Origin of the sequence: Parabacteroides sp. HGS0025 (genome assembly GCF_000969845.1) — a bacterium.
Lineage (GTDB): Bacteria > Bacteroidota > Bacteroidia > Bacteroidales > Tannerellaceae > Parabacteroides > Parabacteroides gordonii.
Map to the genome: position 1 here is coordinate 776,660 of NZ_KQ033903.1, position 21,602 is coordinate 798,261.

Annotated in this window: 17 protein-coding genes; 13 read left to right on the top strand and 4 right to left on the bottom strand. The window is 46.0% G+C overall.

Going from position 1 to position 21,602, the window contains the following annotated elements; genetic code table 11:
- Positions 1-11: 11 nt before the first annotated feature.
- Positions 12-2,828 (top strand): TonB-dependent receptor, encoded by a 2,817-nt coding sequence (locus HMPREF1212_RS20200; protein WP_028726528.1) that lies wholly within the window; start codon positions 12-14, stop codon positions 2,826-2,828.
- A 472-nt stretch (positions 2,829-3,300) separates the two neighbouring features.
- The gene (locus tag HMPREF1212_RS20205; RefSeq protein WP_046150847.1) at positions 3,301-4,215 is read left to right on the top strand and encodes an Rpn family recombination-promoting nuclease/putative transposase; all 915 of its coding nucleotides are present in this window, start codon (positions 3,301-3,303) and stop codon (positions 4,213-4,215) included.
- 198 nt (positions 4,216-4,413) lie between these two features.
- On the opposite strand, the gene purN is transcribed toward HMPREF1212_RS20205, so the two are convergent.
- A complete protein-coding gene (gene purN, locus HMPREF1212_RS20210) occupies positions 4,414-4,983 on the bottom strand; it encodes a phosphoribosylglycinamide formyltransferase (RefSeq protein WP_028726530.1) in 570 nt (189 codons plus the stop codon).
- A 154-nt stretch (positions 4,984-5,137) separates the two neighbouring features.
- Between purN and HMPREF1212_RS20215 the strand changes: the two genes are divergently transcribed.
- Genes HMPREF1212_RS20215 through rnc form a run of 3 tightly spaced genes read left to right on the top strand, consistent with a single transcriptional unit; the run spans position 5,138 to position 7,571 of the window.
- Positions 5,138-5,374 carry an acyl carrier protein gene (locus HMPREF1212_RS20215; protein WP_009860668.1) on the top strand — a complete coding sequence of 79 codons (237 nt, stop codon included), beginning with the start codon at positions 5,138-5,140 and terminating at the stop codon, positions 5,372-5,374.
- A gap of 21 nt (positions 5,375-5,395) precedes the next feature.
- Entirely contained in the window at positions 5,396-6,661 is a 1,266-nt protein-coding gene (gene fabF, locus HMPREF1212_RS20220; RefSeq protein WP_028726531.1) for a beta-ketoacyl-ACP synthase II, read from the top strand.
- A 1-nt stretch (position 6,662) separates the two neighbouring features.
- Positions 6,663-7,571, top strand: coding sequence for a ribonuclease III (gene rnc, locus HMPREF1212_RS20225; RefSeq protein WP_028726532.1), 909 nt, complete (start codon positions 6,663-6,665; stop codon positions 7,569-7,571).
- Here the strand turns inward: rnc and HMPREF1212_RS20230 are convergent, their stop codons facing one another.
- Positions 7,572-8,585: an ATP-dependent 6-phosphofructokinase gene (locus HMPREF1212_RS20230; protein WP_028726533.1), complete on the bottom strand. Its 1,014-nt coding sequence runs from the start codon at positions 8,583-8,585 to the stop codon at positions 7,572-7,574.
- An 82-nt stretch (positions 8,586-8,667) separates the two neighbouring features.
- Here HMPREF1212_RS20230 and HMPREF1212_RS20235 point away from each other — a divergent pair, with 82 nt between their 5' ends.
- Both HMPREF1212_RS20235 and HMPREF1212_RS20240 read left to right on the top strand, forming a co-directional pair.
- On the top strand, positions 8,668-10,188 hold the full coding sequence (locus HMPREF1212_RS20235) for a GH3 auxin-responsive promoter family protein (RefSeq protein WP_046150848.1): 1,521 nt from the start codon (positions 8,668-8,670) through the stop codon (positions 10,186-10,188).
- Positions 10,189-10,370: 182 nt separating this feature from the next.
- On the top strand, positions 10,371-11,195 hold the full coding sequence (locus HMPREF1212_RS20240) for a hypothetical protein (protein WP_028726535.1): 825 nt from the start codon (positions 10,371-10,373) through the stop codon (positions 11,193-11,195).
- Positions 11,196-11,241: 46 nt separating this feature from the next.
- Here the strand turns inward: HMPREF1212_RS20240 and HMPREF1212_RS20245 are convergent, their stop codons facing one another.
- Complete coding sequence (locus tag HMPREF1212_RS20245; RefSeq protein ID WP_046150849.1) at positions 11,242-12,003, bottom strand: phosphatase PAP2 family protein; 762 nt, start codon at positions 12,001-12,003, stop codon at positions 11,242-11,244.
- A 116-nt stretch (positions 12,004-12,119) separates the two neighbouring features.
- On the opposite strand from HMPREF1212_RS20245, the gene HMPREF1212_RS27590 reads away from it, so the two are divergent.
- Positions 12,120-12,959: a copper resistance protein NlpE gene (locus tag HMPREF1212_RS27590; protein ID WP_046150850.1), complete on the top strand. Its 840-nt coding sequence runs from the start codon at positions 12,120-12,122 to the stop codon at positions 12,957-12,959.
- A 96-nt stretch (positions 12,960-13,055) separates the two neighbouring features.
- Positions 13,056-15,236, top strand: coding sequence for a PAS domain-containing sensor histidine kinase (locus HMPREF1212_RS20255; protein WP_046150851.1), 2,181 nt, complete (start codon positions 13,056-13,058; stop codon positions 15,234-15,236).
- A gap of 69 nt (positions 15,237-15,305) precedes the next feature.
- On the opposite strand, the gene HMPREF1212_RS20260 is transcribed toward HMPREF1212_RS20255, so the two are convergent.
- Positions 15,306-17,132, bottom strand: coding sequence for an alpha-1,3-galactosidase-related protein (locus tag HMPREF1212_RS20260; protein ID WP_046150852.1), 1,827 nt, complete (start codon positions 17,130-17,132; stop codon positions 15,306-15,308).
- Between the two features lie 110 nt (positions 17,133-17,242).
- Between HMPREF1212_RS20260 and HMPREF1212_RS20265 the strand changes: the two genes are divergently transcribed.
- The 4 genes from HMPREF1212_RS20265 to HMPREF1212_RS20280 are packed head-to-tail and all read left to right on the top strand — an operon-like array spanning position 17,243 to position 21,564.
- Positions 17,243-19,222 (top strand): heavy metal translocating P-type ATPase, encoded by a 1,980-nt coding sequence (locus HMPREF1212_RS20265; protein WP_046150853.1) that lies wholly within the window; start codon positions 17,243-17,245, stop codon positions 19,220-19,222.
- On the top strand, positions 19,218-19,634 hold the full coding sequence (locus HMPREF1212_RS20270) for a Fur family transcriptional regulator (protein ID WP_028726541.1): 417 nt from the start codon (positions 19,218-19,220) through the stop codon (positions 19,632-19,634). The genes HMPREF1212_RS20265 and HMPREF1212_RS20270 overlap by 5 nt, the downstream gene beginning before the upstream one ends.
- A 39-nt stretch (positions 19,635-19,673) precedes the next feature.
- Positions 19,674-21,152, top strand: a complete 1,479-nt coding sequence (gene cysS / locus HMPREF1212_RS20275) for a cysteine--tRNA ligase (RefSeq protein WP_046150854.1) — start codon at positions 19,674-19,676, stop codon at positions 21,150-21,152.
- Between the two features lie 4 nt (positions 21,153-21,156).
- A complete protein-coding gene (locus HMPREF1212_RS20280; RefSeq protein WP_046150855.1) occupies positions 21,157-21,564 on the top strand; it encodes a PaaI family thioesterase in 408 nt (135 codons plus the stop codon).
- The last annotated feature ends 38 nt before the right edge of the window (positions 21,565-21,602 follow it).

A 21,602-nucleotide genomic window follows, 5' to 3' on the forward strand; every position in this document is an offset into this window, starting at 1 on the left:
AAACGATAGAAATGAAAAAGTTATATGTAATAGCATTCCTACTAACCTTTCTGGCCGGGCCTGCATTCGGGCAGATAATGAAAGGACATATTTACGATCAGGAGACAAACGAACCGCTGGCCGGTGTCAATATTACTTATAAAAGACTGAGCGGGGAAACAGACGGAACCGTCTCGAATGCCGACGGTTTTTATCAGATCAGCCTGCCGGAAGGTGGCGTCGACTTGTTGTTCAGTTATATAGGATATGAGAACGAAATGGTGCCGGTAGTGATCAACCGGAACGAAACGAAAACCCGGGATATCCGGATGCGTATCAAAGCGAATCTGCTGGGCGACGTAGTAGTCAGTGCCGGACGCTTTGAGCAGAAGCTGAGCAACGTAACCGTTTCAATGGATCTTCTGAAGGCGGAAGATATCACCAAACAGGCACCGACCGACCTGAGCGCAACGCTGAATACGATGCCGGGTGTAGATATCAACGACAAACAGCCATCTATCCGTGGCGGTAACGGCTGGACATACGGTGTCGGTTCGCGAAGCCTCGTTCTGATAGACGGGATGAGCGCCCTTACTTCCGGTACGGGTATTATCAACTGGAATATCGTCCCGCTTGAAAACATCGAACAGGTAGAGGTGATGAAAGGAGCTTCATCGGTTCTTTACGGCTCGTCGGCCTTGAATGGGGTGATCAATATCCGGACAAAACGCCCCAGCCTGACACCGGTAACCACCCTGCGTACTTATCTGGGTATTTACGGCGATCCTGATAACGAAGAATACCGTTGGAGCGACAAATCGTTCTGGAAAGAAGGTAAATATGAAGTGGAACCTTTCCTGCGTAAGAATGTATTCTCCGGTATCCGCAACCCGATATACGAAGGGATAGACTTCTCCCATGCCCGCCGTATCGGGAATTTCGACGTATCGGCCGGACTGAATATGTTTACCGACGAAGGATACAAGGAGCAGGGCTATAACAAACGTTTCCGTGCCGGTGGTAACCTGACTTATCATCAGCCTATGACGAACGGCCTGTTGGTAAACTATGGTTTCAACGTCAATTTCATGAGCGATAAATATGCCGACTTCTTCCTCTGGCGTTCACCGAAAGATGCTTATGAGCCATCGCCTATCGCCAATATGGGACGCGAAGCGAATACATTCTATATCGACCCGTTCTTTAACTTCACGAACCCGTCCAATAATACGTCACATAAGATCAAAGCCCGTTTCTATTATCGTGGCGACAACATTGCAGACGGTTCCAACAAAGGCAAGTCGATCACTGAAATTCTCGGAAATATGGGAACGGACGTCAATGCCATTACAGGGATTGTGCAGAACGTACAAAATGGCGATTACAGCATGCTCTACCCGCTCATCCAGCCGGCACTGCAAGGCGATGTGAACGGACTGGTGAACGGAGCGACCGGTATGCTGGGCCAGATCTTCCCGACAGCAACTACGGCCGATTATGCCGACCTGCTCTCGTGGGTGATGAAACGCGGTATTCCGAGCAGCACATCCGACCTGATCCCGTGGTTATCGAATGCGATCGAACCGAAATCCGATCCGGTCAGCATCGATAAGAACTATACCTATTATATAGACTACCAGTTCAATAAGAAATGGGACAACGGAACACAGATCACTGCGGGTGCCACTTACGAGCACATGCGCAGCACATCCGTCACCACCGGTAACCATGACAGCGACAATGCCGCCCTCTTCTTCCAGTACGACCAGCGTTTCTTCGACCGCCTGAGCGTATCGGCCGGTATGCGTGCCGAATACTACCGTGTAGACGACTACCTGCGTGAAGCTGATACCAAGATATTCGGTGCAAAAGTACCGGTTAAGCCAATCTTCCGTGCCGGTCTGAATTATCAGTTGGCCGATTACAGCTTTATCCGTGCCAGCTTCGGGCAAGGTTACCGCTATCCGTCTCTGACCGAGAAATATGCCCGCAAGGATATCGGCGGAGTCGGTGTATTCCCGAACAACGATGTACAGCCGGAAAAGGGAGTCAACGCTGAATTAGGTATCAAGCAAGGCTATAAACTGGGAAATCTGCAAGGCTTCTTCGATGTAGCCGGTTTCTATACCCAGTATACCGATATGATCGAGTTCCGCTTCGGATTCTTCGACCCCAATACATTTGCCTATGCCAACAGCACGAAAGAGATCCTGGGTATCCTTGCCCAAGGCCAGATGCCGGGTATCGGAGCACAGTTCTATAATGTATCGAAAGCACGCATCTACGGTGCGGAAGTAAGCACGACCGGTGCTTATAACTTCAACCCCGACACGCGCTTAACCTACAATCTGGGATATGTATTTATCGAACCGGAAGATGCCGACTATAAAGAAAAGAACGAGATCGAAGCACAATACAACGACCCGCTCCGTGCCAAAGAGAAATCAAACGACTCCAAATATTTAAAATACCGCCAGAAACATACGGTAAAAGGAGTTGTCGATTTTGAATGGAAACGTCTGAACCTCGGTCTGAACGTCACCTGGAAAAGCAAAATGCTGGCAGTGGACTATCTGATGGTAGATGAACGCGAAAAGGATCAACCGGATGTAATGGAATATATCCGCCAGTTCCTGTATGGCAATATCGGCGGAGAGACATTAAACTCTTACTGGAAAGAAAAGAACACGGATTATTGCGTGGTCGACTTGCGCGCAGGTGTGAAAATCACAAAAGATATCCTTTTCCAGTTCTCCGTAAACAACTTATTCAATAAAGAATATTGTACCCGCCCGATGCTGGTATGTGCACCGCGTACTTACGTGATGCAGTTGAATATGAGTTTCTAATTTTACTATACACATATTGAAAAGCAACTATCACACTATCACGAACCTTCTTGATACTATTATAATCAAGGGATATGAGAGTGATAGTTGCTTTTTTCAACTATCACTTAACTATCACTCATCTATCACCAACTGTTAACTGTCTTGTCCAGAAATAGGATATACCCATCCTTACAACGCTACCGGACTCTGTTTTTATCCTGTATCTTATCACAGTATCATATATTGTGATACTGCATTCTCATATATTATGACACTCAAGTATCATGTATTGTGGCACTCAAGTATCATAATATATAAGAATTTTCTCTCCTGAAGAGCAAGCACTTACAGTACAGTCCGTTTCATTAATCAAAATCACTTGACTGTTACAGGATAGTTAATATAATAGGAAAAAAGCGAACCGGTTCTGTCTGTTCATCCATTAATATATGTATCTTTGTGAATTACGTAACACATAAAACACTTAATTATGAAAAATTTAGATCCTAAAGTCATGGCAGAGAATGAAAGAAAAGAGTTGCAAGACCGGTATATCCGCTTCGATTGGGCCATCAAGCGTTTGTTGCGCCAGAAGGCCAACTTCGATGTGCTTAACGGTTTCCTGACAGTCGTGCTTAGGGAAGAGGTTCGTATCCTTGAAATCCTCGAAAGCGAAAGCAACCAGGAAAGTGCCAGCGACAAGTTCAACCGTGTAGACATCAAAGCATTGAACAGCAAAGGCGAGATCATCATCGTCGAAATCCAGAACACCCGCGAAGTACATTATCTCGAACGTATCCTCTACGGCGTGGCCAAAGCCATCACCGAGCATATCTCGCTGGGTGAAGGTTATCAAAAGGTAAAGAAAGTCTACTCCATCAGCATTATTTACTTCGATCTCGGTGTAGGTACGGATTATTTCTACCACGGACAGAATCATTTCACCGGTGTGCATACAGGCGACCGTCTGCGTATCAACATGCGCGACCGCGATGCAGTCATCACCCGCCTGCCTGCAGAGATCTTCCCTGAATACATTCTGATCCGTGTAAACGAGTTCGATAAAGTAGCCACAACGCCTTTGGACGAATGGATCAAATACCTGAAAGACGGTACGATCCGTCCCGATACGACAACACCCGGCCTTCGTGAAGCCCGCGAGAAACTAAAGTACTACTCCATGTCCTCGCAGGAGCGGCATGCTTATGACGAGCACCTGAATGTAATCATGATCCAGAACGATGTCCTCGACACCGCCAAATGGGAGGGCCGGATCGAAGGCCTTGCAGAAGGTAAAGCGGAAGCCTTACGTCAGACGGCAGTTAATATGAAACGTATGGGTATAGAGACTACCGACATTGCAAAATGTACAGGATTGTCGGTTGAGGAGATAAAGGCATTATAATCCACACATCGAAAACATTCAAGTCTAGAACAGTTGCAGGTAGCAGGCGATAAGACCGTGCAGTTGCAGGCCGGTTTCTATATCGTCCGCATCGGTAATTATACCGCTAAAATGATCATTCGCTAAGCGGAATTAATACTGGTTTCCAGAAGAGTGCACCGCCCGGATCTTCATCAGTCCGGGGTGCACTCTTTTTTATTAAATCTTCTTTAATACCTCTTCAATTACATGCGGATAATGGGCATATTCGAGTTTATGCACCTTTGTGGCTACTGCATCGGGCGAGTCGGTAGGCAACACCTCACATTTGGCCTGGAAAATAATATCCCCCTCATCGTAATTCTCATTGATATAATGTATGGTGATACCCGACTCCTTGTCGCCGGCAGCCACTACCGCTTCGTGCACATGCATGCCATACATACCCTTTCCCCCATGTTTCGGCAATAGGGCCGGATGGATATTAATGATCTTCCCCGGATAAGCCTTCAGCAATGCATCCGATATTTTATTCATAAAACCAGCCAAAACGATCAGGTCGGCCTGATATTCCGCTAATTTCGCCAAAACGGGCGTACCTTCCACAAACTCCTCACGGGAGAATACAAAGGAGGGTATTCCCAGATTATTGACACGGGCATGGACCCCTACATTTTTGTTATTCGACAAAACAACCGCCACTTTAACGGTTTCACTTTTAGAGAAATATCGGGCGATATTCTCGGCGTTTGTACCCGAGCCGGAGGCAAAAATTGCTACGTTTTTCATATTTTCCTATGTTTTAGTGCACACGAAAAGAAAAAATGTGCAGTTTTCCGCATTTTTAGTGCATTAAATTTGTTTTGTAACATAAAAAATTCTTTTCTTTGCACTGCAAATTTAAAAAGTATATTCGTATTTATTAATCTAAATTGAAAAAGTTATGTCTGAAGTTGCATCTAGAGTAAAGGCTATCATCGTTGACAAGTTAAGTGTTGAAGAAACAGAAGTTACAAACGAAGCAAGCTTTACTAATGATTTAGGAGCAGACTCTCTTGACACTGTAGAATTGATTATGGAATTCGAAAAAGAATTCGGTATCTCAATTCCTGATGATCAGGCAGAAAAGATTACAACAGTAGGCGACGCAGTTGCTTATATCGAAGCTAACGCGAAGTAATCAATCCTTTTAATTAAAGGTATGGAATTAAAAAGAGTTGTAGTAACAGGTCTTGGTGCCATTACTCCTCTTGGTAATACCCTCGCAGAAACATGGGAGGGTATTATCAATGGGAAGAGTGGAGCCGGCCCTATTACACAGTTTGATGCATCCAAATTCAAGACACAATTTGCATGCGAAGTTAAAGGTTTCGATCCGTTGTCAGTAATGGATCGCAAGGAAGCCCGCAAGTGTGACCGTTATAGTTTATTTGCAATAAATGCCGCAAAACAGGCAATCGAAGACGCTGCTATGGACTTGGACAATGAGGACAAGAACCGTATCGGTGTTATTTTTGCTTCAGGTATCGGCGGTATCAAGACATTTGACGAAGAAGTTTTAGGATATGCGAAAACCAAAGATACGATCGGCCCGAAATTCAATCCGTTCTTCATCCCGAAGATGATCTCGGATATTGCAGCCGGACATATCTCCATGCTTTATGGATTTCATGGTCCTAACTTTGCAACAGTGTCGGCTTGTGCCTCTTCTACCAACGCGATCGCTGACGCATTCAACTATATCCGTTTGGGTAAAGCCAATGTGATCGTAACAGGTGGTGCGGAAGCTGCTATTGCAGATTCAGGTGTCGGTGGGTTCAACTCGATGAATGCGCTGTCAACCCGTAACGATTCGCCCGAGACAGCTTCTCGTCCATTCAGCGCAAGTCGCGACGGTTTCGTCATGGGAGAAGGTGGAGCTTGTTTGATTTTGGAAGAAATGGAACACGCTTTGGCTCGCGGTGCTAAAATATATGCCGAGATTGCCGGAACAGGAATGTCTGCCGATGCATACCATCTGACAGCGTCTCATCCTGAAGGATTAGGTGCCAAGTTAGTGATGCGTAATGCACTGGAAGATGCAGAAATGGCTCCGGAAGATATCGACTATATCAACGTTCACGGAACATCTACTCCGGTAGGAGACGTTTCAGAAGTAAAAGCGATCAAAGACGTTTTCGGAGATCATGCTTACAAGCTGAATATCAGTTCAACGAAGTCAATGACAGGTCATTTGTTAGGTGCAGCCGGAGCTATCGAAGCAATGTTGTGCATCATGGCGATCAAAGATGGAATCATTCCTCCGACAATCAACCATGCAGATGGCGACGATGACCCTGAAATAGACTACAAACTGAATTTTACATTCAATAAAGCTCAAAAAAGAGAAATACAGGCAGCACTATCCAATACTTTTGGATTCGGTGGTCATAATGCTTGTGCTATTGTTAAAAAATTTGTGAAGTAACGTGTTTACACAACTATACAAAAAGATAAGGCTCCTGAAACATAAGAATAAGGAGCCTTATTCTTCTTTATATAAGATACTGGGATTTTACCCCGACAACATCCATGTTTATGAACAAGCCTTCCTTCATAAATCTTCCTCTGTAGAAGATAGTGATGGTAAATGGTTGAATAACGAACGATTGGAGTTTTTGGGTGATGCCGTATTGGATGCTATCGTAGCAGACATTGTGTATAAACATTTCCAAAACAAACGGGAAGGTTTCCTGACCAATACCCGTTCGAAGATCGTACAACGCGAAACGCTCAACCGCGTGGCGGTCGAACTCGGTCTCGACAAAATGGTCGTTTACTCGGCTAAACTGAGTTCACACAATAATCACATGTACGGAAATGCATTGGAAGCGCTGATCGGGGCAATCTACCTGGATCAGGGATATCGTGCCTGTTACCGTTTCATCAATGATGTGATCATCAAGAGGTATATCGACCTGGATAATATTGCCCGCAAAGAGGTCAACTTCAAATCGAGCCTGATAGAATGGAGCCAGAAGAATAAGCTGGAAATAACATTCGACCTGATCGAGTCGTTTTCCGATAATGACGGTAATCCGGTATTCCAGACAGGCGTAACATTAGCCGACATGCAGATCGGCGTCGGTATCGGTTATTCCAAAAAAGAATCCCAGCAGAATGCCGCCAAGATGGCTATCAAAAAGCTGCGTACCGACAAAACTTTCCAGCAGTTTATCTCCGACCTGAAAAAGAAACAGACGGGAGAAAATACCGCTGCACATGAGTTTGAGGATCTGCCGGAAGAAGAGTCTTCTGCGGAACAGACATCTTCTGAACCGACAACAATCAACAAGACAGCATGCATTGATGCCACCATCAATGAAGAAGTCCGGTAATTACTTACCGAACGAAATCCCCATTCTTTCTCCCTGAACGATCAGATCCTGCTCCGGCGTGACCACTTTCAATTTGCCTGCCACTTCCGATAGGGCGATCGATTCCACTTTATCCCCTTTCATACACACCATACGTCCGAATTGGCGGTTTGCAATCAATTCCGTGGCATGTCCTCCCAAGCGGGTGGCCAGGTTACGGTCGAATGGCGAAGGGTTGCCACCGCGCTGGATATAGCCTAATACGGTATCACGGCATTCGATACCGGTAGCCGCTTCTATCGTGCGGGTGATATAATCGGACGGGCGTTTCTTATCGGGTGTCTCCACTCCTTCGGCAACGACAACAATTGAATAGGGCTTACCACGGCGGGCACGGTCGAGGATAGCTTCATTCACCCGGTCGATATCATAACCGAGTTCGGGCAACAGGATAACATCCGCTCCCCCGGCCATTCCGGCATATAAGGCAATCCATCCGGCATGATGTCCCATCACTTCCACCACCATTACACGTTTATGCGAACTGGCGGTCGAGTGCAGGCGGTCGATCGCTTCTGTAGCAATGTTAACAGCTGTATCGAAACCAAAAGTGATATCAGTACCCCACACATCGTTATCGATCGTTTTGGGAACACCTATAACGTTCAGTCCCAGGGCAGAGAGCATACCCGCTGTTTTCTGCGTACCGTTTCCTCCGATACAGACAAGGCAGTCTAATCCTAATTCTTCATAATTCTGTATAATGATCTGAGGCTTTTCGCTTTCGCCCGAAGCGAGTAGTTTGCGGAAAGGTTTCTCGCGGGATGTTCCCAAAATCGTTCCGCCCAGATTAAGGATACCTGAAAGGCTTCGTTCGTCGAACGATTGAATATCTTTGTTCAGCAGTCCTACAAAACCACTATGGATACCTATTACTTCCATGCCATAATGCATGATGGCTGTTTTACCTACACCGCGAATCGTAGCGTTTATACCGGGACAATCACCTCCGGAAGAAAGGATTCCTATTTTCATTGTTTTGTTAATTATGTATGCAACAAAGATATAAATAAAAAGAGAATGCCTACATTTGCAGCCTATACAAAGTAAAAGGAGCATGGATATTTTAACAAATACGATATCACTACTCTTCCGTCACCGGCAGAAGGACATAGAGAAATACGGGCAGGACACCGACCTGCTCCAGCGTAAGCAATTGCGCACTCTGTTGAAGACCGCACGTAATACGGAATGGGGTCTGACATACGATTACAAAAGTATCCGTAACTACAGTGACTTCTGTGAGCGGGTTCCGCTTCAGCTCTATGACGATATCAAGCCTTATGTGACACGGATGATAAACGGAGAAAGGAACATTCTGTGGCCTTCGGTCGTCAAGTGGTACGCTAAAAGTAGCGGCACCACGAACGATAAAAGCAAATTCCTACCCGTTACCCGCGAGGTGCTCCACGGCTGCCACTATCAAGGTGGCTTCGACACAGTGGCTCTCTACCTCCGAAACAATCCCGAAAGCCACTTCTTCTCGAAAAAAGGCCTGATACTCGGAGGAAGCCACAGCCCCTCCCCCATCAATCAAAAGTCCCATTGCGGCGACCTCTCGGCTGTTCTTCTACAGAACCTGAACCCGTTGGTCAACCTGATGCGTGTTCCGGCTAAAAAGATCATCCTGATGGACGAATGGGAAAGCAAGATTAAAGCAATTGTAGACTGTACCTGGAATAAGGATGTGAACAGCCTGTCGGGTGTCCCTTCCTGGATGCTGGTGCTTATCAAGTCGATCCTGAAGAAGACCGGACGGGAATACCTGAGTGACGTATGGCCCAATCTGGAAGTATTTTTCCACGGAGGTATCAGTTTCGAGCCTTACCGGGAACAATACAAATCGCTGATTCCTTCGGACAAGATGCATTATATGGAGACTTACAATGCCTCGGAAGGTTTCTTCGGCATACAGGATGATCCGGCAGACCAGAGTCTGCTGATGATGCAGGATTATGGTGTTTTCTACGAATTTATCCCCATGTCGGAAGTGGGTATGGAGAACCCGACGGTTCTTCCCCTGGAAGCAGTAGAGACAGGAAAGAATTATGCGATGGTAATAACGACATCCGGCGGACTGTGGCGTTATCAGATCGGCGATACGGTTCGTTTCACCTCCCTTTTCCCTCATAAGTTTATTATTTCGGGCAGAACAAAACACTATATCAACGCTTTCGGCGAAGAGCTAATGGTAGACAATGCCGATAAAGCGATCAGCCGGGTAAGCATCCAGACGGGAGCAAAAGTGAAGGAATATACAGCCGCCCCTCTCTTCATGCTGGACAAGGCAAAAGGCCGTCATCAATGGTTCATCGAATTTGAAACAATGCCGCCTTCGCTGGACGAATTTGCATCCCTGCTGGACAAGACTCTGCAGGAACTGAATTCCGATTATGAAGCCAAGCGTTACAAAGAAATATCTCTCCAACCGTTGGAAATCACAATAGCTCATGAAGGAGCTTTTTACGAATGGCTCAAAGAAAAGGGTAAACTAGGCGGACAGCACAAAATACCCCGCCTCAGCAACGACCGTACACACATCGAACAATTACTGGCCATCAATAAGCGGTTGTCCTGATTAGATTCTCCAAATCTGACATGTACCCCCATTAACTATATATTCAGAATTCATTGAAAGTATAAAATTTGGTTTACCGTTGAATTTTAGGCTTTCAAAGATTATAATACCCATCTCGAAGATTTTGTTTTTCAAACATGAAAAAACAATGCAACTTGCGCTAAAATTTAAATTATACAAGCATGAAAAAACAATCCTTTTATCTATCATTATTCTCTTTTATTCTAAATAAGCCAGGTAATATTATCGTATTGTTACTGTGCATTTTGTACGGAGCAGTCAGCTGTGGAGATAAAGAAGAGGACGATGGTACGGAGATATATGATATACCCGATATATATTATACCAATTATAGGTTCTCGACTATAAATCCTCTTGAAGAAAACGATACAATAGAATTAAAGGTAGGTGATACTATTGCAATATATATGAAATCCGCCATAGAGTGGAATGTATTAGCTGAAGACAACTCTGCTATTAATATAGCTGATAAAGGTAATGTCGGATATATGGTTACGACTAAACAAGTCGATTTTGTTACAGCGGGTATACTGTCTGACTCTTTCAATTTCATATTCTATATAGATATCCAATCACTCAACTCCGAGATTCAGGTATTAGAGCCTCCTACATACCAGATAGATATAGAAAATGGAAATCTGAGAAACACAATTCAGGAAGAGTTAGAGTCCTCGTATGCCGTTCGGCTTTTAGACAAGTTTGAACTTACATATACAACAATGAATGTAGGGTCTGTCAAATATACTAATAGAGCGGATGTTGACACCATAACCGGGACATTCAAAGATAATGGTAATGATTTAAGCATATATATCGATAATCATCTAAAATACAATTTCACTTTTGAAAAATATGAGCCTGCTTCTCTAATTTATTCACACTATATATGCCAGGATCTTACCGAAATATTCCGGATCAAGTATCCGACAGAACAAATAAATAAAGTTCTTGTCACTGCAGAATGTCATAAAACAGATCCTAAATAAATTATAGATAAATACAAAACGAATAAGCGGAGGGGTTTAGGTATTATTAAAACGAATAAGAAAAATAAACTCCTCCCCCCTGTTCGTTGAAGGTCGGGGCGATCACCATGTTTTTAGCTGACTTACGATTTATTTTGCGGGCTATGGCGTTACGGAGGGGGAAATAAGCCAGATAGGATAATTCGACGGAAAGAATACCGAAACCGGCTCCCGCCACGACATCGGCCACCCAATGGCGGTTATTATACAACCGCGAACCGGCGACAAACAAAGCGATCGCATATCCCGAATAAGCCAGTACCGGACTACTGTCCTTAAACTCTTTATAAGCCATGTGAGCCCCCAGAAAAGCATTGGCCGTATGACCGGAAGGAAACGAATAAGGCCCTCCGTCAGGACGGGTCTCATTGATGGAATATTTCAGGGCACGGGTCATAACGGCATTCATACCTTCCGCCATAGTCACCAGAAAGAGCTGGTCTACCCAGTTATGCTTCTCCTTCCCCATCAGGTCGCAGACGAAAACCCATCCCAACATCCCCCATTCCAGATAATCGTCCACACGAATCTTCTTCACATCGCTTTTCCTGGAGAAAAGATGGAAATCATTCATCCCGTCGATAGCTGTTCCGACTGCTCCGACGGTGATCAGAGAAGCCGGGAGAATCAGGTGTTTCGGATTAAATTTATATTCGATAACCGGCATCTTTTGTTTCAGGCTATCGGGTACAGACACCTCATGCTGAGCTTTCAGTGGCGACAAACAGATAATCGTCAAGAGTGCAACGATAAGTACGGATATTCTCATTCCTTACAGGCTTAATCTTTTTTATTCAAACCACAAAGGAACAAAAAATAACTTATCTTTGTTTCATACACTAGTATAGATCTCCGTTTATAAACAAATTAAAGACATTCATTCCGATGAAAAAAACAAACAACAGGCACATGCTGGCTGCCTTTATTCTTTGTGCAGGATTGCTTTCTGCCTGCGGACAAAAGAAAGCACAACAAGAACCACAGTCAGAAAACGAATCTGCCGAAATGGTTGGAAATGATAAAGACGAACACGGCTGTATTGCCTCTGCCGGCTATACCTGGTCGGAAGTACAACAAAACTGCATACGCCTTTTCGAGTCGGGAACACGCCTGGAAGCAACAGACGGTAAATCGTCTGCTTACCTCGTATTCAGTCCGGACTCGCTGAAAGCCGAATTATTCTTCTCTACCGGCGCTCCGAGTGAAGTACTCGACCGCCGTTCACTGCCAGCCGGAGGTTATGCCTGGAATGTAGAAGACGATGATACAAAAAACGTACGTATGGTAGACGGCGTATGGACTATCAGCCAGCGTCAAACTGAAATCTACCGTCAGGATAAAGCGGAAGCAGACAACTCCCTGGGAGCTATGCAGACGCTTACTTATGAAGGTCTGCTTCCCTGCGCCGACTGTCCGGGTATCCGTTACGACCTGACTATCCGTAGCCGGAAGCATAGCGGGGACGGCACTTTCTCTCTTTCACAAACATATCTGGAAGCGGAAGACGGCAAAGACGCTACATTCGTTACTAACGGGAAACGTCTCACACTCAAAGGGATGCCAGGAGACGACAATGCAACTATATGGCAACTGGTATCCGATAATGGAGACGAAGTGATGAATTTTCTTTGTGAAAATGACTCTACACTGACTCTTTTGGGAGACGATTTTACTAAAGCAGAGTCGGAACTCAACTACAGCCTGAAGTTAGTAAATCAACAATAATAAGCATTATCCTTGATTTATTTATTCTATTCATACAATTAAAACCAGGAATATATTTAATTTTGCCAGTTATAGACCTCCCGAAATTTATAGGCTATGGCAAACGACAAAAATGCTCTGACAGGGATGAAGCAGTTTCTGAAACTGCTTCCCGATACGGTTTTAATAGTAAACAAAGAGGGTGTAATCGAGGATTTACTCAATTACCAGCCTGAAATATCTCTGTCCCTTACGCCTCAACAGCAAAAGGGACAGACGATACAAGAGTTGTTTCGTTATAAGAATTTGAGAGGAGGCTCAGGGGCTGAACTGCTGAATGCATTCCTGGATACAATAAAAACACGTAAACCGAATATAATTCATTACGAAGTAGAGAACGAAGGGCACACAGGCTATGCCGAAGGATATATAATCCCTTTTGAAGAGGATTACACATTCGGCATCTTCCGTAATATGACCGAACGAATACAGGCCCAGCATGAGACGATCGAGCAGAAAAATAAACTGGCGATGGCTCTGAAGGCAGGTGGACTATCCGTCTGGTCATACCTCCCCAATACCGACTCATTCGACCTGGCCGATGAAAACACAGTGCCTCAACCCGGCATGAGATTACGGGATGTCACCAACCAATTAGTTCCGGAAGACCGGAAAAGGCATGTTAAACTCGTTACCGATATTGTCGAAGAGGTACACGAACAGAGTTGCGAACAATTCCGTCTCGTTACTCCCGACGGCCAAATCCGCTGGTATGAGATCTACTCGATGGGGATACGCGGAGAAAACGGAAAAATAGACCGTTTGATTGGTACCCAGAAAGATATTACCGACCAGAAAAACAAGGTGCAGGAGTTAATAGAGAATAAACAGCAACGAGACCTGCTGCTCCAGATCACGAATATGATCATCTGGGAATACGACCATAAAACAGGAATATCTACTTCGGCCGGAGAGTCAATGTTTTTCGATAAGGATATCAAATTGAAGGATAGCTATAAAATCATCGCCCCCGAACATCGGTTAATGTATCAAAAAGCATTCGACAATATCCTGAATAAGCGTTCTGACCAGATGAACATAAAATTCCGTGTCAAGACGCTCGATAATTCCTACCGATGGGTTCGGCTCATTGCAAAGGTATCGAACTATGATAAAGAAGGTAATGTGGCCAAACTGATCGGAACCCGCGAAGATATTACAGAAGAGGTAGAACGCGAACAACGTTTCAAAAACTATATCCAGCGAAGCGAACTGGCTATTCAGGCTGCCAACATCATCCAATGGGATTTCGACGTCGATACGCAGGAATATACCCGCCTCTATCCCGACCCGATCGATCCCGGAGAGTTTATCCGAAAAGAATTGATTTTCACTATCCATCCGGATGATCGCTTGATACTGAAGCGGGAGCAGGAAAGACGCGCATTGGAAAACAAAGGATATAGTAATCTACATTTGCGCATTATGCTAGAAGGCGATACAAACTACCGTTGGGCAAATGCCTTTTCCGTCCCTATGGAGTTCCACCTTAACGGGAATCTGAAAAGCGTTACGGGGTTGCTGATAGATATTACCCACATCGAAAAAGTAGAAGAAGCCAACCGGATGAAGATGACTTTCCTGGCAAATATGAGCCATGAAATACGTACGCCGTTGAATGCCATAGTAGGATTCTCCCAGCTACTGGCCGAAACGGACAATCACGAGGAAAAAGGAGAATTTGTCCGTATTATCGAAGAGAACAATGATCTGCTCCTACAGATTATTAACGATATACTCGATATATCCAAAATAGATGCCGGGAAAATGGTATTCAATTACACTAACTTCGATATTACGGAAGTTATCGTCGATTTGAAGCAGGTCTATGAATCACATTTGTCACCGGAAGTAAAGCTTATCTGCCATTTACCTCATAAGAAATATGTGATCAACTCTGAAAAGAACAGACTGACGCAAGTTATCACGAATTTATTGAATAATGCTGTTAAGTTTACTTCGGAAGGATCGATTACGATAGGCTATGAGGTCATCCCCGGTGGATTGGCTTTTTATGTAACCGATACAGGAAAAGGGATCGATCCGGAAAACCTGAAGCGTGTATTCGAGCGTTTTGCCAAGTTCGACAGCTTTGTTCCCGGCACGGGGCTGGGCTTGTCTATCTGCCAGATGATCGTAACAAAATTAGGAGGTAAAATATCTGTTGAATCGGAGTTGGGAGTCGGAACGACTTTCCGCTTTACGATCGCTTGTGAATCGACTACACAAGCAAAATAAACAAAAGCCACTTGTCCCTATGCTTTGCATGAGACAAATGGCTTCTGCCAGATTTCTTCAGATTTCAGATCAATTCTCAACCTTCACATCCCTCTTCTCATCGAACCCGCCATCGAAGGTATTGTCCTTGATTTCGGAATTAACTACACGCTGGAAGAAGAAACGGTGATTATTCCAGTGGAAAGCAGGATACTGGTTATTCTGTTTGACCGTATTGTTGCGGAAGATCAGTCCGTCCACCGATTTCGCATACAGGATCGGAGCATCGAATGTTTCGAACTCATTATTCTCGATCACGATATTGCTATGGAAATACTTTTTCTGGTCTTTCAGGTCGGGTATTTCGGGATAGATCGAGATAACTGCATTCGTAAACTGGAACATATTGGTCAATGCATTGATGAACTTGTTGTTGCGGATCAGCACATCGTGGCAGGCTCCTGTTTCAAACCAGCCGTTACAGTCACCGCACAGCAGGATAGCCGTACCGGAAGTATGGTCGAAGACGTTGTTTTCCACCACCGTCTTTTTCGGCGTGCTGAACAAGGAACCGCGGGCACGGTTGTTGCGGATCAGATTGTCGGCAAAATAAACTTCCGGTGTCCATTCCAGATTCTCGATACCGAATGTTCCGGCTTCGCTGATTGCCGGGTCGATACTTTCTTCAAAGACGATCTCAAACTGTTTTGCGCCGTGTGCAGTCGGTTTGTCCACCGTTTTGATAGAAGCGACTTTGTTGGGATTACCGATAATCTCCATTGTCTTGGAGTCGATGAACTGTACGGCATTACCCGGAAATCCCCATTCAAAGCCATAACTCTGCGAATGCATATACTCGCCTACCAACGTCTTATCATCCACACGCTTCTGGACTTTCAGATAGGTGCCGTGTACGTTGATCGCGTCATCCATCATCCCTTCATACAGGCCGCCTACAGAGACGATTTTACCTTTACAACCGGAGAAATGGGTTGCATCCGCCTGCGTTGTAAAATAACGCGGATCATTCTCACCGCGAAGGCATACAGAGAATTTATTAAGCGTGATGTTCTCGCTCATCTGTGCCAGTAAACCCATGCCCTCGGCATAATGAACCTGGATATTATCCAGTGTCGTATTCGTATCGTAAGAGATAAAGATACCCGGTGTCGGGCGCCCCCAGCCACGCATGGCAACAACTGTTCCGGGGATCAGTTTCTTATTATTCCATTTAGTCGACTTAATTACACGGGGAGAGATTTCCGATACGCCTTTCGAACCGACAGCAATATCGCTGGTCGTATAGACGAGGCGTTTGGTGTCTCCTTCAAAAGCAATTCCCCAAGCAGGGATATGCTCCCAACCTTCTCCTTTGGCAACAAATGCACTGTCGCGTATTTCATACTCGACCCAGGGAGCCACCTCATACGTTATAGCTCCGGCTACCGTATCATTTTCCAGCACTTTCACCTGGCTGATATGCGGGTTCTCGAAGTCGATGCTGAAATTCTTCAGTGTACAGTTTTCAGAACGGATCAACGAAACGGGTAACATTCGGCCGTGGAAGATCAGCTCCGAACCTTGTCCGTCGAAAACGACGTTCTTCATATTCTCAAAAGGAAGTCCTACCAGTTTCGGGTTGTCCTGATCGTGGTTGGAGATAAAGTATTCCTTCTGTGCGGCTCCTTCCGGATAGAAATCATAACGTCCTTTGGGCAGGACGATCGTGATCGTGTCATCCGAAGTGTGGGAAGCGGCGATCTGTTCCAATGCCTTTGCCATCAACGGGGAGGCATTTTCCTTGTTGTCGGGAACAAGACCGAAATTCGACAGGTCATACGGATTCTTTGTCTGCGTACAGGAACACAACAAGGCAAGACAGAACAAAGCCCGAATAGCAGTGAGAGTTTTCTTCATATTGTTTATTATCTAGTTATTAACCGGACAAATATACGAATTCTTTGCAACCCTGTTGCATTTCTTTCTGTCTACCTTTGTATCAGTAAACGAATAAAACAGATAAAGATATGGGACATTCTTGCAGTTGCAATTGCCAGGGGCATTCCGAAGAACAACATCGTTTTCCACCTTATATACTTCCGGCCGTTTCTTTCGCCATGTTGTTGACCGGGCTCTATATGCAGCATACCGATGCAGAGCTATTCAGTAAAGAGATTGTACGGTTCGCCTGGTATCTGCTGGCTTATCTGCCGGTCGGGCTTCCGGTGATCAGGGAAGCGATAGAAAGTATCCGGGAGAAAGATGTTTTCAGCGAGTTTACCCTGATGTGTATCGCTACGCTCGGCGCCTTTTACATCGGGGAATATCCGGAAGGGGTTGCCGTTATGCTATTCTATTCCATCGGAGAGATCTTTCAGGAGAATGCGGTGGCTAAAGCTCGTAAGAACATCAGTGCCCTGCTCGATGTAAGGCCGGAAACGGCAACGGTGATCCGTGATAACGAAGCGGTCACATTCGCTCCCATGGATGTTCTTCCCGGAGAGATTATCGAGGTAAAGGCCGGAGAAAGGGTTCCACTCGACGGGAAATTACTCAGCGAGGTCGCAGCCTTCAATACTGCCGCCCTCACCGGTGAAAGTACGCCGCGTAATATCCACCGGGAAGAGGAAGTACTGGCGGGAATGATCGTCACAGACAAAGTGATCCGGATAGAAGTGACAAAGCCCTACAACCAGAGTGCGCTGGCCCGTATCCTCGAACTGGTGCAGAACGCATCGGAGCGGAAAGCGCCGGCAGAATTGTTTATCCGCAAGTTTGCGCGTATTTATACACCGATCGTAACCGGGCTTGCTTTCCTGATCGTGCTTATCCCTTTCATCTATTCGTTGATACAGCCGGATTTCCTGTTTGTCTTCAACGACTGGCTGTACCGGGCACTGGTATTTCTCGTAATCTCCTGCCCTTGTGCCCTGGTGATCAGTATTCCGCTGGGATATTTTGGAGGGATCGGGGCGGCTTCACGACAAGGTATCCTGTTTAAAGGAGGAAATTACCTGGATGCCATCACCAAAATAAACACGGTGGTATTCGATAAGACGGGGACGCTGACTAAAGGGATCTTTGAGGTACAAAGCCTGTCTGCTGCGAATCATATACCGGAAAAAGAACTGCTCCATATCATCGCTTCTGTCGAAAGCCGGAGCAATCATCCTATTGCCAAGGCGATCGTGGCATACGCCCGGGAACAACAGGTGGAAATCGACACAACCATCGATACAACCGAACTGGCAGGTTATGGACTAAAAGCAGTAGTCGACGGGAAAGAGATATTGGTAGGTAACTCCCGTCTGCTGGACTCGGAAGGAGTTTTGTTTCATCCTAATGAAACAAGTGTTTCACCTAGGAGAAACAACTGTTTCACTAGGATGAAACAAAATTCAGATACCGTGGTTGTCTGTGCGATCGACCGGCAATATGCCGGCCATATCCTGCTCGCCGATACGCCCAAAGAGGATGCGGTGAAAGCCATCAAACAATTAAAAGAATTAAATATTAATAACCTGGAGATATTATCGGGAGATAAACAGATAATTGTTTCTAAATTAGCTACCCGTTTGGGAATATCCCGGGCTTATGGCGACCTGCTGCCGGAAGGAAAGGTGGCTCATCTGGAAGAACTGAAACGTAATCCGGAGAACCGGATCGCCTTTGTGGGCGACGGTATCAACGATGCTCCCGTCCTGGCTCTCAGCGATATCGGTATTGCTATGGGAGGACTCGGCAGCGATGCGGCCATCGAAACGGCGGATGTCGTGATACAGACCGACCAGCCGAGCAAGGTGGCTACGGCGATCCGTATCGGAAGGTTCACACGCAACATCGTGTGGCAGAACATTTCGCTGGCATTCGGAGTCAAGCTGATCGTCCTGATCCTGGGAGCCGGAGGTATCGCCACCATGTGGGAAGCCGTTTTTGCCGATGTGGGTGTCGCCCTGCTGGCGATCCTCAACGCTGTAAGAATATTAAAGACTAATAAACCGGATTGATATGGATGCTTATTTAGATATACTCAACAAAAGGAAGATCAAACCGACTGCCATCCGCTTGCTTGTACTCAAAGCGATGATGGAGTTTGAACGGGCTTTCAGTCTGCTCGATCTGGAAAACTATCTCGATACGGTGGATAAATCGACTGTATCACGGACGATCAACCTCTTTCTCGACCATCATCTGATCCATTGCATCGACGACGGGTCGGGCTCACTGAAATATTCGGTCTGCGGCGAGGATTGCAGTTGTTCGATAGAGGAACTGCATGCACACTTTTATTGCCTGAAGTGTCACAAGACCTTCTGCCTGCGGAATATTCCCGTCCCGACCGTGCAGCTGCCACGCAATTTCACCCTGGAAAGTATCAACTACGTATTAAAAGGTTGCTGCGAAGATTGCTCAAAATAGACAAAGACATTATCTTTGCGGTTTAAATGATAAAAAGATATGGAACATCCGTTAAGTATTTACAACACGCTCACAAGAAAGAAGGAACAGTTTATTCCGTTGCATGAACCCCACGTAGGCATGTATGTCTGTGGACCGACGGTTTACGGCGATGCGCATCTGGGACATGCCCGTCCGGCGATTACATTCGACCTCTTGTTCCGTTATCTTACCCATATAGGATATAAAGTACGCTATGTACGCAACATAACCGATGTCGGCCACCTGGAACATGATGCCGACGACGGCGAAGACAAAGTGGCTAAAAAGGCCCGCCTGGAACAGTTGGAGCCGATGGAAGTGGTGCAGTTCTACGTGAACCGCTACCATAAGGCGATGGAAGCCCTCAATGTGCTTCCCCCCAGCATCGAACCGCATGCATCCGGCCATATCATCGAGCAGATCGAACTGGTGAAGAAGATACTCGACAACGGATATGCTTATGAAAGCGAAGGTTCCGTTTACTTCGACGTGGAGAAGTACAACAAAGACCATAACTACGGTGTCCTTTCCGGCCGTAACATCGAGGATATGCTGAACACGACCCGTGCATTGGACGGTCAGGATGAAAAGCGTAACCCGATCGACTTCGCCCTTTGGAAATGTGCACAACCGGAGCATATCATGCGCTGGCCTTCACCGTGGAGCGACGGTTTCCCGGGATGGCATTGCGAATGTACTGCGATGGGTAAGAAATACCTCGGACAACATTTCGACATCCACGGGGGCGGCATGGACCTGATCTTCCCGCATCACGAATGCGAGATCGCGCAGGCTGTCGCTTCACAGGGGGACGATATGGTTCACTACTGGATGCACAATAACATGATCACCATCAACGGTCAGAAGATGGGTAAATCGTTGGGTAACTTCATCACGCTGGATGAGTTCTTTACAGGGAACAATAAAACGTTAAGCCAGGCTTATTCGCCCATGACGATCCGTTTCTTTATCCTGCAGGCTCATTATCGCAGCACGGTAGACTTCAGCAACGAAGCGTTGCAAGCTGCCGAAAAGGGATTGAGCCGTCTGATGGATGCTTACAACCATCTGCAAAAGCTGACCGCTTCGGACGCTTCGACAGTGGATGTGAAAGACCTTCGCAAGAAATGCTACGATGCATTGAACGACGACCTGAACTCTCCGATCGTTATCTCCCATCTGTTTGATGCTGCCCGCGCCATCAACTCTGTAAAAGATGGTAAAGAGACAATCTCCGCCGAAGACCTGAAGGAACTGCAGGAAGTGTTCCATACATTCCTGTTCGATGTTTTAGGCATGAAAGACGAAGCGGCTTCCGCCGGAGGCGATAGCTACGAGACATTCGGTAAGGCGGTAGACTTGTTGCTCACCATCCGCCAGCAGGCGAAAGCCAACAAAGACTGGGCCACTTCCGACAAGATCCGTAACGAACTGACCGCTATGGGCTTCGAGATAAAGGATACCAAGGACGGGGCTGAATGGAAGTTAAGCAAATAAGGTTATGACAATCAACGAATTTCTTCAGGGCGACAAGTTTGCCCTGTTTGCCGGAGTAGAATTGTTAGAGACGGGCAACGGCTATGCTAAAGCCCGTATGGAGATCAAACCGATGCATCTGAACGGCGGCGGTGTCTGTCAGGGTGGTGCTATCTTTACACTGGCCGACCTGGCCTTTGCAGCTGCCACAAACAGCCATGCACGACTTACGTTATCCATCACTTCCAATATCAACTTCTTCAAAGCCGAAAGCAAAGGGTTTCTTTATGCCGAAGCACGCGAGGTATTCAGCCATAAAAGGCTTGCCAACTGCGAAGTGAATATTACAAACGAAGCGAGTGAACTGATCGCCACATTCAGCGGCTCAGGCTACCGGAAGGATACGGAGTTGCCGTTTGCACCGATAGAGTAGACAAAACAGATACAAAAAGTCCCGGCATACAACCGGGA

Coding starts and splice junctions, on each gene's coding strand:
- HMPREF1212_RS20215 (WP_009860668.1), top strand. CDS start 5,138: ATGTCTGAAGTTGCATCTAGAGTAAAGGCTATCATCGTTGACAAGTTA.
- HMPREF1212_RS20205 (WP_046150847.1), top strand. CDS start 3,301: ATGAAAAATTTAGATCCTAAAGTCATGGCAGAGAATGAAAGAAAAGAG.
- HMPREF1212_RS27590 (WP_046150850.1), top strand. CDS start 12,120: ATGAAAAAAACAAACAACAGGCACATGCTGGCTGCCTTTATTCTTTGT.
- HMPREF1212_RS20280 (WP_046150855.1), top strand. CDS start 21,157: ATGACAATCAACGAATTTCTTCAGGGCGACAAGTTTGCCCTGTTTGCC.
- HMPREF1212_RS20260 (WP_046150852.1), bottom strand. CDS start 17,132: ATGAAGAAAACTCTCACTGCTATTCGGGCTTTGTTCTGTCTTGCCTTG.
- HMPREF1212_RS20245 (WP_046150849.1), bottom strand. CDS start 12,003: ATGAGAATATCCGTACTTATCGTTGCACTCTTGACGATTATCTGTTTG.
- HMPREF1212_RS20240 (WP_028726535.1), top strand. CDS start 10,371: ATGAAAAAACAATCCTTTTATCTATCATTATTCTCTTTTATTCTAAAT.
- HMPREF1212_RS20230 (WP_028726533.1), bottom strand. CDS start 8,585: ATGAAAATAGGAATCCTTTCTTCCGGAGGTGATTGTCCCGGTATAAAC.
- HMPREF1212_RS20255 (WP_046150851.1), top strand. CDS start 13,056: ATGGCAAACGACAAAAATGCTCTGACAGGGATGAAGCAGTTTCTGAAA.
- HMPREF1212_RS20265 (WP_046150853.1), top strand. CDS start 17,243: ATGGGACATTCTTGCAGTTGCAATTGCCAGGGGCATTCCGAAGAACAA.
- purN (WP_028726530.1), bottom strand. CDS start 4,983: ATGAAAAACGTAGCAATTTTTGCCTCCGGCTCGGGTACAAACGCCGAG.
- cysS (WP_046150854.1), top strand. CDS start 19,674: ATGGAACATCCGTTAAGTATTTACAACACGCTCACAAGAAAGAAGGAA.
- HMPREF1212_RS20200 (WP_028726528.1), top strand. CDS start 12: ATGAAAAAGTTATATGTAATAGCATTCCTACTAACCTTTCTGGCCGGG.
- HMPREF1212_RS20235 (WP_046150848.1), top strand. CDS start 8,668: ATGGATATTTTAACAAATACGATATCACTACTCTTCCGTCACCGGCAG.
- fabF (WP_028726531.1), top strand. CDS start 5,396: ATGGAATTAAAAAGAGTTGTAGTAACAGGTCTTGGTGCCATTACTCCT.